The 14,564-nt window shown below is 67.0% G+C and carries 11 protein-coding genes; 7 read left to right on the forward strand and 4 right to left on the reverse strand.

What is annotated here, in order from left to right:
* Positions 1 to 168: 168 nt before the first annotated feature.
* From V7N12_RS03455 to cysG, 7 genes are read left to right on the forward strand one after another with little or no spacing between them, the layout of a single operon-like run.
* The gene (locus tag V7N12_RS03455; protein WP_333712717.1) at positions 169 to 1,239 is read left to right on the forward strand and encodes an ABC transporter permease; all 1,071 of its coding nucleotides are present in this window, start codon (positions 169 to 171) and stop codon (positions 1,237 to 1,239) included.
* A gap of 10 nt (positions 1,240 to 1,249) precedes the next feature.
* A complete protein-coding gene (locus V7N12_RS03460; protein WP_333712719.1) occupies positions 1,250 to 2,956 on the forward strand; it encodes an ABC transporter ATP-binding protein in 1,707 nt (568 codons plus the stop codon).
* Between the two features lie 5 nt (positions 2,957 to 2,961).
* Positions 2,962 to 5,403, forward strand: a complete 2,442-nt coding sequence (nirB, locus tag V7N12_RS03465; protein ID WP_333712721.1) for a nitrite reductase large subunit NirB — start codon at positions 2,962 to 2,964, stop codon at positions 5,401 to 5,403.
* Entirely contained in the window at positions 5,400 to 5,729 is a 330-nt protein-coding gene (gene nirD, locus V7N12_RS03470) for a nitrite reductase small subunit NirD (protein ID WP_333712723.1), read from the forward strand. The genes nirB and nirD overlap by 4 nt, the downstream gene beginning before the upstream one ends.
* Positions 5,729 to 8,356: a molybdopterin-dependent oxidoreductase gene (locus V7N12_RS03475; RefSeq protein ID WP_333712724.1), complete on the forward strand. Its 2,628-nt coding sequence runs from the start codon at positions 5,729 to 5,731 to the stop codon at positions 8,354 to 8,356. The genes nirD and V7N12_RS03475 overlap by 1 nt, the downstream gene beginning before the upstream one ends.
* The gene (locus tag V7N12_RS03480; protein ID WP_333712725.1) at positions 8,353 to 9,312 is read left to right on the forward strand and encodes a glycosyl transferase family protein; all 960 of its coding nucleotides are present in this window, start codon (positions 8,353 to 8,355) and stop codon (positions 9,310 to 9,312) included. Before V7N12_RS03475 ends, V7N12_RS03480 begins: the two co-directional genes overlap by 4 nt.
* Positions 9,309 to 10,727, forward strand: coding sequence for a siroheme synthase CysG (gene cysG / locus V7N12_RS03485; protein ID WP_333712727.1), 1,419 nt, complete (start codon positions 9,309 to 9,311; stop codon positions 10,725 to 10,727). Before V7N12_RS03480 ends, cysG begins: the two co-directional genes overlap by 4 nt.
* 99 nt (positions 10,728 to 10,826) lie before the next feature.
* Here the strand turns inward: cysG and V7N12_RS03490 are convergent, their stop codons facing one another.
* Genes V7N12_RS03490 through V7N12_RS03505 form a run of 4 tightly spaced genes read right to left on the reverse strand, consistent with a single transcriptional unit; the run spans position 10,827 to position 14,477 of the window.
* Positions 10,827 to 11,495 carry a class II aldolase/adducin family protein gene (locus tag V7N12_RS03490; RefSeq protein WP_333712729.1) on the reverse strand — a complete coding sequence of 223 codons (669 nt, stop codon included), beginning with the start codon at positions 11,493 to 11,495 and terminating at the stop codon, positions 10,827 to 10,829.
* Positions 11,492 to 12,619, reverse strand: a complete 1,128-nt coding sequence (locus V7N12_RS03495; RefSeq protein ID WP_333712731.1) for a Tm-1-like ATP-binding domain-containing protein — start codon at positions 12,617 to 12,619, stop codon at positions 11,492 to 11,494. The genes V7N12_RS03490 and V7N12_RS03495 overlap by 4 nt, the downstream gene beginning before the upstream one ends.
* A 4-nt stretch (positions 12,620 to 12,623) precedes the next feature.
* Positions 12,624 to 13,559 carry a carbohydrate ABC transporter permease gene (locus V7N12_RS03500; protein WP_333712733.1) on the reverse strand — a complete coding sequence of 312 codons (936 nt, stop codon included), beginning with the start codon at positions 13,557 to 13,559 and terminating at the stop codon, positions 12,624 to 12,626.
* Positions 13,560 to 13,562: 3 nt separating this feature from the next.
* Positions 13,563 to 14,477, reverse strand: a complete 915-nt coding sequence (locus V7N12_RS03505; RefSeq protein WP_333712734.1) for a carbohydrate ABC transporter permease — start codon at positions 14,475 to 14,477, stop codon at positions 13,563 to 13,565.
* Positions 14,478 to 14,564 lie beyond the last annotated feature (87 nt).

Raw genomic sequence — 14,564 nt, forward strand, 5'->3', positions numbered from 1 at the left:
CTGATCCCCCACAAGACATGCTGCGGGCGCGAATGGCGCGCCGGCAGCACCTGCCAAAAATCAGGCACGGCACAGCGCGTACACAGCCCGTACACAGCCCGTACATACGCCTGTCCGCCTGCCCACCGAAATGCTGCCGATGCAGCGACGCAGAAAGGGATGCCGGAGATGACCGCCATCGATCCGAATTTCGACACCGACCGCGAGGCGCGCCGCGAGCGCCGCTTTGCCGCGATCACCAGGGCCGACACCTGGTTCCGGGTGCTGGGCCTTGCCTGGATCACCCCCCTGTTGCGCATCGGCGCAGGCGACAACCCCAAGGCCCAACTGGTCGAAGTCTGGCGTCTGCTTGGGGTGCCAGTGCTGGCGATCGTGGGCTTTCTTGCGCTCTGGGCTGCGCTGGCGCCGCAGGTGCAGACATCGCTGGGCGCCATCCCCGGCCCCGTGCAGGTCTGGGAGCAGGCCGTGGGCCTGAATGAAGATGCGGCCCGCACCCGGTCACGGGCCGCCGATTTCTACGCCCGCGAGGCCGAACGCAACGCCGAGCGCATCGCCGCAGGCGAAGAACCGCGTTACCGCGCGTTCACCGGCGCGCCGACCTTCTACCAACAGATCTGGACCTCGATCCGCACAGTCTTCTTCGGCTTCCTTCTGGCCACCTTGGTCGCGGTGCCGCTTGGAATCGCCGCGGGGCTTTCTGCCACCGCCAATGCCGCGCTGAACCCGCTGATCCAGATCTTCAAACCGGTCAGCCCGCTGGCCTGGCTTCCGATCGTCTCGATCGTGGTCTCTGCGGTCTATGTCACCGATGACGGCTGGTTCGAGAAAAGCTTCCTCGTCTCCGCGATCACGGTGACGCTCTGTTCGCTTTGGCCCACGCTGATCAATACCGCGCTGGGTGTGGCCAGCATCGACAAGGACCTGGTCAACGTCTCGAAGGTGCTGAAGATGGGCACCTGGACCAAGATCCAGAAGCTTGTCCTGCCCTCGGCCCTGCCGCTGATCTTCACCGGCCTGCGACTGTCCCTTGGGGTGGGCTGGATGGTGCTGATCGCCGCCGAGATGCTGGCGCAGAACCCGGGCCTCGGGAAATTCGTCTGGGACGAGTTCCAGAACGGCAGCGCAGACAGTCTCGGCCGGATCATGGTGGCGGTCTTCACGATCGGTATCATCGGCTTCCTTCTCGACCGGCTGATGTTCACGATCCAGTCGCTCTTCACCTTCACCAACAACCGCTGAGGTCAGGGTCATGGCATTTCTCGAACTGAAGTCCGTATCCAAGTCCTACGGCCAGACGCCGGTCCTGAAGGACATCGACCTTGCCGTCGAAGAGGGCGAGTTCCTCGTGCTCCTCGGCTTTTCGGGGACGGGCAAGACGACGCTGATCAACCTGATGGCGGGGCTGGAGATGCCGACGAAAGGCGAGGTCCTGTTCAAGGGTCAGCCGGTGACCGAGCCCGGCCCCGAGCGCGGCGTGATCTTCCAGAACTATTCGCTGATGCCGTGGCTGACGGTGACCGGCAATGTCGGCCTCGCCGTGGACACGATGTTCCCCCGGCTTTCCAAGGCCGACCGGGCCGCGAAGGTTGCGCATTACGTCGCCATGGTGGGCCTAAGCCACGCCACGGGCCGTCGTCCGGCAGAGTTGTCCGGCGGCATGCGCCAGCGGGTGAACGTGGCGCGCGCGCTGGCGATGGACCCCGAGATGCTGCTTCTGGACGAGCCTTTGTCGGCGCTCGATGCGCTGACGCGTGGCAACCTTGCCGAAGAGATCGAGCGGATCTGGCAGGCCGACAAGAAGACCTGCGTCCTGATCACCAATGACGTGGACGAGGCGATCCTGCTGGCCGACCGGATCATTCCGCTGAACCCCGACGGGACGCTCGCCGATCCGATCGCGGTCTCGCTCCCCCGCCCCCGCGACCGGTCGGCGATGAACCATGACCAGACCTTCAAGCGCCTGCGGGCACAGGTGACCACCTACCTGATGGACGTCGGCATCGAGGCCAAGGTCGAAGAAACGCGGGTCCTGCCCGAGGTGACGCCGATCCACGGGGTGCCCGCAGCGGTTGCCAACGCGGCGCAGTCGGCGCTCGACGCGCGCTACCTCGAGTTTTCCAAGGTCCACAAGATCTACCCCACGCCGAAGGGCCCGCTGACCGTGGTCGAGGATTTCGACCTGAAGCTGAAGAAGGGCGAGTTCATATCGCTGATCGGTCATTCGGGCTGCGGCAAGTCCACCGCGCTGACCATGGTGGCGGGGCTGAACCAGATCTCGAAGGGTGCCATCAAGCTTGACGGGATGGAAGTTGCGGGCGCCGATCCCGAACGCGCCGTCGTGTTCCAGTCGCCCTCGCTGTTCCCGTGGCTGACCGCGCGCGAGAACTGCGCGATCGGGGTGGACAGGGTCTATCCCCAAGCCTCGCGGGCCGAGCGCCAGGACGTGGTGGACTACTACCTCGAACGTGTCGGTCTGGCCGACGCGATGGACAAGGCGGCCGCCGACCTGTCGAACGGCATGAAGCAGCGGGTGGGCATCGCGCGGGCCTTTGCGCTGTCGCCCAAGCTGCTGTTGCTGGACGAACCCTTTGGGATGCTCGACAGCCTGACGCGCTGGGAGTTGCAGGAAGTGCTGATGGAGGTCTGGAGCCGGACCAAGGTCACGGCGATCTGCGTCACCCACGACGTGGACGAGGCGATCCTGCTGGCCGACCGGGTGGTGATGATGACGAACGGGCCGCGCGCCACGATCGGCAAGATCACCGAGGTCGACCTGCCTCGCCCGCGCACGCGCAAGGCGCTGCTGGAGCATCCGGACTACTACAACTACCGCCAGGAAGTGCTCGATTTCCTTGAGGAATACGCGCACGGCAACCAGTCAGGGCACGCCTTGGGCGCGACACAGAAACCGAAGGCCGGGGCGTCCGAAGCGCCCAAGGCCGTGGCTGCGGAGTGAAAGCCATGAGCAAGCAGAAACTTGTCGTGATCGGTGCGGGCATGGCCAGCGGCCGGGTGCTGGAGCACCTGACAGAGACCGCGCCCGAGGCCTATGACATCACGCTGTTCAACGCGGAACCGCGCGGCAACTACAACCGCATCATGTTGTCCCCGGTCCTATCGGGCGAAAAGACCTACGCGGACATCGTCACCCACGACGATGCCTGGTACGCCGCGCGCGGCATCACCTGCCGCTTTGGCGAACATGTCCTGCAAATCGACCGGGGCGCGAAACGGGTCGTGGGCCAGAAGGGCGCCGTGCGCTATGACAAGCTGCTGATCGCCACCGGCTCGGCGCCGTTCATCATCCCGGTCGAGGGGCGCGACCTTCCGGGCGTCATCACCTATCGCGATCTGGATGACACCGAGGCGATGATCGAGGCCGCCGCCAAGGTGGGCAAGGCGGTCGTGATCGGCGGCGGATTGCTGGGGCTGGAAGCGGCGGCGGGCCTGGCCGAGCGGGGGATGGACGTGACCGTCCTGCACCTGACGGGCCACCTGATGGAGCGTCAGCTGGACCAGGCGGCAGGATACCTTCTGCGCAAGGATCTGGAGGCGCGCGGCATCACCATCATGACCCAGGCGAGTACGGCGGCCATTCTGGGCCGCGACCGGGTCGAAGGCGTCTTGCTGGAAGACAACACCGGGCTTGAGGCCGATCTTGTCGTCATGGCGGTCGGCATCCGGCCGGAAACCCGGCTGGCGACATCCGCCGGACTGGAGGTCGCGCGCGGGATCGAGGTAAACGCGCAGATGCAATCCCTGAGCGACCCCGACGTCTATGCCGTCGGCGAATGCGTGGAATTCGACGGGCATCTCTTCGGGCTGGTCGCACCGCTTTACGACCAGGCCAAGGTGGTCGCCGACGCCTTGCTCGGGCGTCCCAACGCCTTCGTCGTCAAGGACGTGGCGACCAAGCTCAAGGTCACCGGGTGCGATCTGTTCAGCGCGGGTGACTTCAAGGACGGGCCGGGGCGCGAGGATATCGTCTACCGCGACCCCGCACGCGGTATCTACAAGCGCCTGGTGATCGAGGGCGACCGGCTGGTCGGCGCGGTCATGTATGGCGACACCGCCGACGGCAACTGGTTCTTCGGCCTGATCAAGGACGAGACCGACATCGAAGAGATGCGTGAGACACTGATCTTCGGTCCCGCCTACCAGGGGGGAACCGCCGCGGACCCTTTGTCGGCCGTTGCAGCCTTGCCGCCTGAGGCGGAAATTTGCGGCTGCAACGGCGTTTGCAAAGGCACCATCGTGCAGGCCATCGAGGGCGGCGCGGGCGATCTGGGCGCGGTGCGGGCCACGACCAAGGCCAGCGCCTCTTGCGGGACCTGCACGGGGCTGGTCGAACAGATCCTTCAGGTCACGCTGGGCGAAGCCTTCCGGATGCCGACGGCGCAGCCCATCTGCGGCTGCACCGATCACACCCACGAGGACGTGCGGCGGCTGATCAAGACCATGCCGCTGAAATCGCAAGAGGCCGTCTGGCAAGAGCTGGGCTGGAAGACCCGAAACGGCTGCCACGTATGCCGGCCGGCGATCAACTTCTACCTGCTGGCCGATTGGCCGCTGGCGTATCAAGACGACCCGCAAAGCCGCTTCATCAACGAGCGCAAGCACGCCAACATTCAGAAGGACGGAACCTTCAGCGTCGTGCCCCGCATGTGGGGCGGGATCACCACCCCCGACGAGCTGCGCGCCATCGCGGATGCCGCCGACAAATACAAGGTGCCGACGGTCAAGGTGACGGGCGGGCAGCGGATCGACCTCTTGGGCGTGAAAGGCGAGGACCTGCCCGCGATCTGGGCCGACCTGAACCGGGCGGGACTTGTCTCGGGGCATGCCTATTCCAAGGGGCTGCGCACGGTGAAGACCTGCGTGGGCACCGATCACTGCCGCTTCGGGACGCAGGATTCCACCGGTCTGGGGATCAAGCTGGAACAGGTGCTCTGGGGGTCATGGACGCCGCACAAGGTGAAACTGGCGGTCTCGGGCTGCCCGCGGAACTGCGCCGAAGCGACATGCAAGGACGTGGGCATCGTCTGTGTCGACAGCGGCTATCAGGTGGGCGTCGCGGGGGCCGCGGGCATGGACGTCAAGGAAACCGAGCGCCTTGCCGATGTGCCAAGCGAGGACGAGGCGATCGCACTGACCGTGGCCTTCATCCAGCTTTACCGCGAGAACGCGAAATACCTCGACCGGCCCTACAAATGGGTGGCGAAAGTGGGGCTCGATTGGGTCAAGGCCCGGGTGGTCGATGACCTTGAGGAACGCGCGCGGCTGGTCGCGGCCTTCGCCTTGAGCCAGAGCATCTATCGCAAGGATCCCTGGGCCGAGCATGCCGCAACGCGGGCAGAAAGCTACGCCCCCCTTGCGGACCTGACATTGGAGGCGGCGGAATGAGCTGGATCGATATCGGAGCACTGGACGATGTCCCCCTGCGCGGCGCCCGGCTAGTCAAGACGCGGGCCGGTTGCGTCGCGGTATTCCGCACCGCCGAGGCCGAGGTTTTCGCCGCATCGAACGCCTGCCCCCACAAGGGCGGGCCCCTGGCCGAAGGGATCGTCCATGGCACGCGTGTCACCTGTCCCTTGCACAACTGGGTCTTCGATCTGGAAACCGGGGCGGCGGTTGGCGAGGATGCGCGCATCATGACCTACCCGGTCAGGGTCGAGGCGGGGCGTATCCTGATCGACGGCACCGCACTTGGCCAGAGGAGTGCTGCCTGATGGATGGCAGCACCCTGCCCGAAGTCCGCTCGACCTGCCCTTATTGCGGGGTTGGCTGCGGCGTGCTGCTGCGCTCGGACGGGGCGGATGGCCTGATTGTGCGGGGGGACCCGGCGCATCCGGCGAACTTTGGGCGGCTCTGCTCCAAGGGTGCGGCGCTGGCCGAGACGGTCGGCCTGGGTCACCGCCTGCATGTGCCGCGGGTGAACGGGGTCGAGACCGGCTGGGACGCGGCCTTGCAGCTGGTGGCCGACCGGTTCCGGGCAAGTATCGCGGACCACGGGCCGGACAGTGTGGCCTTTTACGTATCAGGCCAGTTGCTGACCGAAGATTACTACGTCGCCAACAAGCTGATGAAGGGGTTCATCGGCTCGGCCAATATCGACACGAACTCGCGGCTTTGCATGGCCTCGAGCGTCGCGGGGCACAGGCGGGCCTTCGGCACGGACACGGTGCCGGGCACCTACGAGGACCTCGACGAGGCGGATCTTGTGGTGCTGGTCGGATCCAACCTCGCATGGTGCCATCCGGTGCTGCATCAGCGGGTGATGGCGGCGAAGGCGGCGCGCGGCATGAAGGTGGTGGTGATCGATCCGCGGCGCACGGCCTCTTGCGACGGCGCCGAGATGCACCTGGCCATCGCGCCGGGGGGCGATGTGGCGCTGTTCAACCGGCTTATGCGGGCGATCCACAAGGCGGGTGCGGTCGACCGCGGGTTTCTCGGCAAGACGCAAGGGTTCGAGACCGCGCTGGCGGCGGCCATGGGCGATACCGGCGACACCGGGCTGAGCGAGGCCGAGATCGCCGCCTTCTGCCGCCTCTGGATCAGGACCGAGCGGGTGGTGACGATCTTTTCCCAAGGGGTCAACCAGTCGACCAGCGGCACCGACAAGGTGAACGCGATCCTCAATTGCCACTTGGCGACGGGGCGGATCGGCAAGCCCGGGATGGGCCCCTTCTCGGTCACCGGGCAGCCCAACGCGATGGGCGGCCGCGAGGTGGGGGGGCTGGCGAACATGCTGGCCTGTCACCTCGACCTCGAAAACGCCGAGCACCGCGCCGCCGTGCGCGGCTTCTGGGACGCGCCCGCGATGCCCGAGGCGCAGGGCCTGAAAGCGGTCGACATGTTCCGCGCCGTGGGCGACGGGCGCATCAAGGCGCTCTGGATCATTCACACCAACCCCGCCGTCTCGATGCCCGAGGCCGATGCGGTGCGCGCCGCCATCGCGGGCTGCGATTTCGTCGTGGTCAGCGACGTGACGGGGGCCACCGACACCGCGCGGCTGGCTCATGTGCTCTTGCCCGCGGCGGCCTGGGCCGAGAAGGATGGGACCGTCACGAATTCAGACCGCACCATCAGTCGCCAGCGGGCGGTCTTGCCGGCGCCGGGGTCGGCCCGGCCCGACTGGGCGATGCTGGCCGAGGTGGGGCGGCGCATGGGCTGGACAGCGGCGTTCGACTACGCAGGCCCGGCCGAAATCTTCCGCGAATACGCGGCGCTGTCGGGGATCGCGGGGCGCCTAGGGCGGGATTTCGACATCTCCGGGCTCGGTGGGCTCGACGATGCAGGCTACGACGCCCTGCCACCGACGCGCTGGCCGGTGACGTCGCGGCGCGAGGGCGGCCGGTTCTTCGGCGATGGTGCATTCTTTCATGTCGACGGCAAGGCGCGCCTTCTGCCCGTGACCGCGCGCGCGCCTGCGGCGGCACCCTCGCCCGCCTACCCGTTCCGGCTGAACACGGGGCGGGTGCGGGACCAGTGGCACACGATGACGCGCACCGGGCTGAGTGCGAAGCTCTCGGCGCACCTGGCCGAGCCGTTCCTCGACATCCACCCCGCCGATGCGGCGCGGCTGGGTCTGAAGGCGGCGGACCTGGCCGAGGTGGAAAGCGCCCATGGCCGCGCCATCCTGCGGGTGCAGGTGACGGACGCGGTGCAGCCCGGGCAGCTATTCGCGCCGATGCACTGGACGGGCGAGACCGCACCCTCGGGCCGGATCGACGCGCTGGTCGCAGCAGTGACGGACCCGGTTTCGGGGCAGCCCGAAAGCAAGGCCGCAGTTGTCGCGGTGCGCCGGATGGCGGCGGCCTGGTACGGCTTTGCGGTTTCGGCGCGCCCGATGCGGCCCGATTGCACCTATTGGGCCCTTGCAACGACGCGCAGCGGCTGCCGCGCCGAACTTGCCGGAGACAATGTGCCCAAGGACTGGGAAGCCGAGGCGCGCCGTCTCTTCGGCCTGACGACCGCCAACGCCACGTCGATCCTCGACGCAGCGCGGGGTAGCGCCCGGATCGCGCTGGAGGAAAACGGCCGACTTCTGGCGGCGCTCTTCGTTTCGCCAGAGCCTGTGGCGGTGATGCGCGACCACCTTGCCAGCCTGCCCGGCACGCGCGAACCCGGCGTGCTGATCGGACGCCCCACTGCCGACAGGCCGGACCCGGGACCGGTGCTCTGCGCCTGCTTCGGCGTGGGGATCAACACCATCGTCACGGCAATAGAGGCCCGGAACCTGATCAGCGTCGAGGCCGTGGGTGCTGCGCTTGAGGCCGGAACCAACTGCGGCTCTTGCCGACCCGAGATCGCGGCCCTGCTGTCGCGCGCAACCCAAAAGGAGGCTGCGGAATGAGCCTTGCGCCCCATGTCGCCACGCTTGGGCGCGGCCCCGGCCGGTCGCGATCTCTCACGCGCGAAGAGGCGGCCGAGGCGATGGCGGACATGCTTTCGGGCAAGGCCGCGCCAGAGGCGGTGGGCGCGCTGCTGATGCTCTTGCGGATGAAGGGAGAGACGGCAGAAGAGATCGCGGGCCTTGCCTGCGCGGCACAGGCCGCATGCCCTGCCCTGCCCGATGCGGCGCTCGATTGGCCAAGCTATGCCGCGGGGCGAACGCGGGGGCTGCCCTGGTTCCTGCTGTCGGCGCGGCTGGTGGCGCAGGCGGGCTTCCCGGTTGTGCTGCATGGCTGGAACGGGACGGATGACGCGGTGCGGGCGCATCTTGAGGGTGCGGGCATCGCGCTGTCCCGGCCAAGCGACGCCGAGGCAGCCCTTGCGCGTCACGGCATCGTCTACCTGCCGCTCGAGACACTTCACCCCGCCCTTTTCGCGCTCTTGTCGCTGCGGTCCGTGCTTGGCCTGCGATCCTGCATCAACACGGTCTGCCGGATGCTGAACCCCGCGCGGGCGACGGCAAGCGTGCAGGGCGTGTTTCACCCCTCTTATCGTCTGCTGCAGGCGGATGCGGGGGCGCTGCTCGGCTGGCGGGCATTGACCGTGATCAAGGGTGGCGGCGGCGAATTCGAACGCCACCCCGGCAAGGCAGTCGCAGGCTTCGGCCTGCGCGAGGGCGCGAGGTTCGCGCACGGCTTTCCCCCGGCGCAGGAAAGCGCGGTGCGCCTGTCCGAAGGTCCGGATGCGGGCACGCACCTTGCGGGTCTTTGGGACGGCACGACAGGCGACCCTTTCGCCGAAGACATCGTCATCGGCACGGCGGCGCTGGCGCTTGATACGCTCGGCGTGGCGGCGCCACAGGAAACCGCGCGCCAGCTTTGGGCGCGGCGCCACACCAGGCAGGAGGCCGCGGCATGAAAAGCTTTCCCATGTTCATTCGCACCACGGGGCGGCGCGTTGTCATCGCGGGCGGAGGCGAACAGGCTGCACAGAAGACGCGACTGATCCTCAAGACCGATGCCCGGATCATCCTTGCGGCTTCGAGGCTCGACGACGAACTGGCGGCGCTGGTTGTCTCGGGGCGGGTCGAGCACCATGCCGGGCCCGTGACCGCGCCCCTGTTCGAGGGGGCGGCGATGGCCTTCGTCGCGACGGGATGCCCGGGCTGGGATGCCAGCTTGCACGCGCTGGCACAAGCCGCGCGCTGTCCGGTGAACGTGGTGGACCGGCCCGACCTTTGCGATATCACGACGCCCTCGATCGTCGACCGCGATCCGGTGGTGGTGGCGATCGGAACAGAAGGCACGGCCCCGGTGCTGGGCCGCGAGATCAAGACCCGCATCGAGGCGCTGCTGCCCGCCAACCTGGGCGGATTGGCGGCACTTGCCGGGCGGCTGCGCGCCGGTGTGGCGGCAGGCGTGCCAAGGGCGGCGCGCCGTGCCTTCTGGGCCTGGGTTTTCAAGGGCGACCCGCGCCGGATGTGGACCCGAGGCGCAGAGCGCGAGGCGGCACAGGCCATCAAGGACGCGCTTGCCGCGGGCGGCGCGCCCAAGGTCGCCCCGGGCGGTTCGGTCGCGCTGGTCGGCGCAGGACCCGGGGCGCGCGACCTGCTGACGCTTCGCGCCGTCGAGCGCCTGCAAGAGGCCGATGTAATCTACTACGACCGGCTGGTCGAGGCGGACGTGCTGGAACTGGCGCGGCGCGATGCCGAGCGGGTCTTCGTGGGCAAGCATGTGGGCGCGCACGCATGGCCGCAAGCGCGGATCAACGCGGTGATCGTGGCAGAGGCAAAGAAAGGCCGCCGGGTGGTGCGGCTCAAATCCGGCGATCCGGGGATCTTCGGACGCGCCGGCGAAGAGATCGACGCCGCGCGCGCAGCCGGCCTGCCTGTCGAAATCGTGCCGGGCGTAACCGCAGCCTCGGCGGCGGGGGCGGCCTTGGGACGCAGCCTGACGGAACGGGGCGTTTCGGACACGCTGGTGCTGGCGACCGGCACCGGCCGGGCCGAGGATCCGCTGCCCGACTGCACGCGCCTGGCAGGGCCCGGCACGACCACCGCCATCTACATGGGCGTCCGTCAGGCCAAGCGGATCTGCGCCGCACTCCGCGCCCGTGGCCTGCCCGAGACGTCACCGGTCGCGGTCTGCGTCGACGTCTCGAAACCGTCGCAGCGGTTGCTGGTGACGACCCTATCTGGCTTGACGGCAAGGCTGACAGCCGACGAGATCCAAGGCTGTGCGATCCTGCTGGTCACTTGGCCGATGGACGCCCTAGACCTCTGCTCTGGTCACGTCACGCCGACGCCGGGCGTTGATCGCCTGCGGCTTGCATGACCTGAGGCACGTTCGGGGGATTGGCGCGGGAAGGCGGAGGTGATCACGCGGGAACACAGCCAGCGGCAGAGATGTTCACTGCGGCGCGGGGGCCTGCCTTTACCCTGCGGCCCGCGCGTCGGCGGCGGTTCCATGGCGCGGCAGGTCGGCTGTCACGCGGCCATGGGCGGCCATGAGCGTGTCGCGGACATAAGCGATATGGGCCGTCTCTTCGATGATCTCGGCCAGATATTGCGCCGCCATCAAGGTCTTGCCCACGCCGATGGTTCCGTGATTGGCAAGCACCGCCGCACGGATCTGCGGGTCGCGGAAGACGGGGCTGATCTCGGCCTCGGTCTGCGGGCCGCCGTTCAGCGACAGAGGGATCAGCGGCATCCGCCCGATCTTTTCGATGGTCTGGACCGTCAGGCAGGGAATTTCCAGACCGGCACTGGCAAAGCCCGTGGCCCAGGGGCTGTGGCAATGAACGACGGCGTTGATGTCGGGCCGGATGCGGTAGAGATCGAGGTGGAAATCCAGATCCTTGGATGGCTTGTGCTCTGAGGGCAGGATGGTCCCGTCCAGCAGCACGATCTGCAGATTTTCACGGGTGCATTCAGCGAAACCCACACCTGATGGCTTGATGACGATGGCATCCGCCGTTCCCAGCCGGACCGACAGGTTGCCGCCCGCATTGGTCTGCAGCCGCAGATCGAAACAGCGGCGGGCCGTGGCAATCAGGGCGTCCATCTTCTGGGTCAGGTCGGGGAAGCGGCTGAGATCGGTCATTTGGGCATCCTGTGGAAAAGAGCCTCGACCGCGGCATCTGCGGTCTCGGGGGCATTGATATGATAGGGCAGACGCGTGACGCCATAGGCGCGGGCCGAGGTCTCCAGCACCTCGGCGGCCAGCGCGCGCAGGCGCGGGTTCTCGATCGCACCGCCGGGGCGGTCTTCGTGGCTGAAGCCACCCATCGGGATCAGCACATGGGTTGGTCCGCTGGCGGTGTTGAGTGCGTCGGAAAGGGCCGCGGCCTGATCGGCCATCTCGTCCTCGGTCAGGGCGACATGGGTGAAATTGCCGGTGTGGCGATAGTGCGGCCTTGCGCGGTGATCGGCGCCGAGCGTCTCGGGCGCGCCGAGCCCAAGGAAATTCAGCGCACCCGGCAACACGATGCGCGGCAGGTGTCCCCCGGCGGTGAAGCGGTCCGGCATCGGCGCGCAAAGACCGGCAATCCGCATCCGCCCCAATTCGTGCACGTTCAGGTCGATGATGCCATCCGCCCTGCCCTCGCGCAGAAAACGGGCGAAAGCGGCCCCGCCACATCCATTGGCGTGAAAGACCGTCGCCTCGGCACCGCGGTCCGACAGCGCGGAAATGACGGCGCTTCCTGCGGCACCCGTCGCGCCGAGCGTCGAGACGGCGATTGCCCGACGCCCCGATGGCATCACCGGACGGGCCTGCGCCAGACCGGCCACCATCGCCGCCGTGGCCTCGAAGACGCCCAGCAGCATGGTGTTGACACCTTCGATGTCGCAGGTGGTCGGAACAAGGACGATGCCACAATCGGCGACAGCGAGACGGGGATCGAAGGCCAGGGTCGTCACAAGAACCTTGGGCACATCAGGCGGCAGCGCCTGTAGCACCGACACGGCCAGCTCGCCCCCCGTCCCGCCGCCAAGGGCCACCGCGGCAAGGCATCCATCCGCCTGCGCTGCGGCCTCGGTGGCCGCTTGCTGTCCTTTCTCCTGCATCCTGGAAAGTTTGACCTCGGACTGAAGGACAGCGCCGCCCGCACCAAGCGAGATGTCGATCGGGCAGACCCGCAGCCCGTGACCGGTGAGCGCAGCCGCCAGCGCCGCGAGTTCTGCGCGTTTGGTCTCGATCGTGCCGATCAACAGGACCCGCGACACCCCCCTAGCCCTTCACTGCGCCTGCGGTCATGCCGGTGATGATCTGGCGTGAGGCGAAAAGCGTGAAGAGGATCGGCGGGATCGCCAGCAGCATGCCTGTGGCGAAGATCGTGCCCAGACCATCGAACTCGCTGGCGTTGTTCACGATCAGGATCGGAACAGTCATCGTATCCCGGTCAGCCAGCGCCGAGGCCAGCAGGTATTCGTTCCAGGCGATGCGGAAAGTGAAGATCGACGCAGCCGCAAGCCCCGGCTTGATCAGCGGCAGAACCACGAGAAAGAAGACCTGAAACGGACCGGCCCCGTCGACCCGAGCAGCTTCTTCCAGCGAGGGGGGAACCTGCACGATGAAGCTTTGCAGGATCCAGATGACGAAGGGCAGGTTCATGGCGACATAGATCAGGATGATACCGGAATGGGTGCCTGCAAGGCAAACATTCCCCCGGCCCCCGAATGTCTCGCGGATCCACATGCCGAGCCCGTAGTCGTTGTCGAGGCAGAAGGCGCTGTTCCACAGCCCGAAGACCGGGACCAGCAGGACCGCGGGCGGGATCATGCGGACGGCCAGCGTCGAAAGCGAAAGGCTGTCCCGGCCGAGAAACCTGAACCGCGCCAGCGCATAGGCCGCCATGCATCCGAAGATCAGCGTCAGTGCCGTGGAAACCAGCGCGATGATCAGCGAATTGATGAAGGCCCCGCCAAAGCGGATCTGGCAAAACCGCAGATGCGCGGGTTCGTACCACAGGATATCGCAGAGCGCGGTCTCGTAGTTGCGGATCGTCGGCATGAAGATCAGCCCGCCCACGCCGCTGGTAATGTCCACATCCAGCTTCAGCGAATTGACGAACAGCAAGACGACAGGCCCGACGGACATGAAGATCAGCAGAACGATCAAAGCGTAAAAGGCCGGGTGCTGGCGGTCGTGTGTCTTGGTCGCCATGGCTCAGCTCTCCTCTTCGGCCCGGAATTTCAACCGGCGCGATCGCGCTTCCTGCCAGCGGGTGAAGGCGAACATGCCGAGCGTCAGCAGCATCAGCAGCATCAGCAGGTAATTCGACATTGCCGCGGCCTCGCCCAGTTCGCGGAATTCCCGCGCCGTGCGTGCGATGCGCAGCGCAAGGATTTCCGTCGACAGGCCCGGACCGCCCCCGGTCATGACCAGGATGACCTCGAGCACCTTGAACGCGTCGATCAGGCGCAACAGAAGCGTGACCACAAGAACCGGCATCATCAGGGGCAGCTTGATGAACCACACCTGCTGCCAGGCATTGGCGCCGTCGATCCGTGCGGCTTCCAGCGCCGAGCGCGGCAAAGATTGCAGCGCGGCCAGCGACAGGATGAAAATGAAGGGCGTCCATTGCCAGATATCGGCGATGATGACCGACAGCAGCGGGTTCTGTCCGAGCCAGTCGACGGGTGGCAGCCCGATGGCCTCGAGGAAGCGGTTGAAGGTGCCGTAGGTGGCATGGAACATGTAGCGCCAGACAAGGCCCACCACGACCGGCGCGATCATCATCGGCAGAATGAAAAGCGTGCGCAGGACCGACATGCCGCGGATCTTGCGATCCAGCAGCAGGGCCAGACCGACGCCAATGACCATCTCAGCCGAGACGACGGTGAAGGCGAAGATCAGCGTGACCCAGAAGCTTGCATGAAACGCCGGGTCGGCCAGAAGCCGCGCGTAGTTCGCCAGCCCGACGAATTCCGTCTCCGAGAGGTTCTGGCTGGGATCCCAGTCGCGGAAGCTGCCCCAGATCATGTAGCCGATGGGATAGAACAGGGCGAGGATCATCACCAGCGCCGCCGGTGCGATGAACAGGTAGGGTGTCAACCGGTTGGCGGTGTTGCGGGTGGCCATGGCACGTGCCTGTCTTGCGTTTGAGGGCCCCCGGCGGTGAACGCCGGAGGGCCGGGAGGGGCCCGCCCGATCACGGGGCGGGCCTGT

This window comes from Yoonia sp. (genome assembly GCF_036770585.1).
Lineage (GTDB): Bacteria > Pseudomonadota > Alphaproteobacteria > Rhodobacterales > Rhodobacteraceae > Yoonia.

Coding starts and splice junctions, on each gene's coding strand:
- nirB (WP_333712721.1), top strand. CDS start 2,962: ATGAGCAAGCAGAAACTTGTCGTGATCGGTGCGGGCATGGCCAGCGGC.
- V7N12_RS03490 (WP_333712729.1), bottom strand. CDS start 11,495: ATGACCGATCTCAGCCGCTTCCCCGACCTGACCCAGAAGATGGACGCC.
- V7N12_RS03455 (WP_333712717.1), top strand. CDS start 169: ATGACCGCCATCGATCCGAATTTCGACACCGACCGCGAGGCGCGCCGC.
- V7N12_RS03500 (WP_333712733.1), bottom strand. CDS start 13,559: ATGGCGACCAAGACACACGACCGCCAGCACCCGGCCTTTTACGCTTTG.
- V7N12_RS03505 (WP_333712734.1), bottom strand. CDS start 14,477: ATGGCCACCCGCAACACCGCCAACCGGTTGACACCCTACCTGTTCATC.
- V7N12_RS03480 (WP_333712725.1), top strand. CDS start 8,353: ATGAGCCTTGCGCCCCATGTCGCCACGCTTGGGCGCGGCCCCGGCCGG.
- nirD (WP_333712723.1), top strand. CDS start 5,400: ATGAGCTGGATCGATATCGGAGCACTGGACGATGTCCCCCTGCGCGGC.
- V7N12_RS03460 (WP_333712719.1), top strand. CDS start 1,250: ATGGCATTTCTCGAACTGAAGTCCGTATCCAAGTCCTACGGCCAGACG.
- V7N12_RS03475 (WP_333712724.1), top strand. CDS start 5,729: ATGGATGGCAGCACCCTGCCCGAAGTCCGCTCGACCTGCCCTTATTGC.
- cysG (WP_333712727.1), top strand. CDS start 9,309: ATGAAAAGCTTTCCCATGTTCATTCGCACCACGGGGCGGCGCGTTGTC.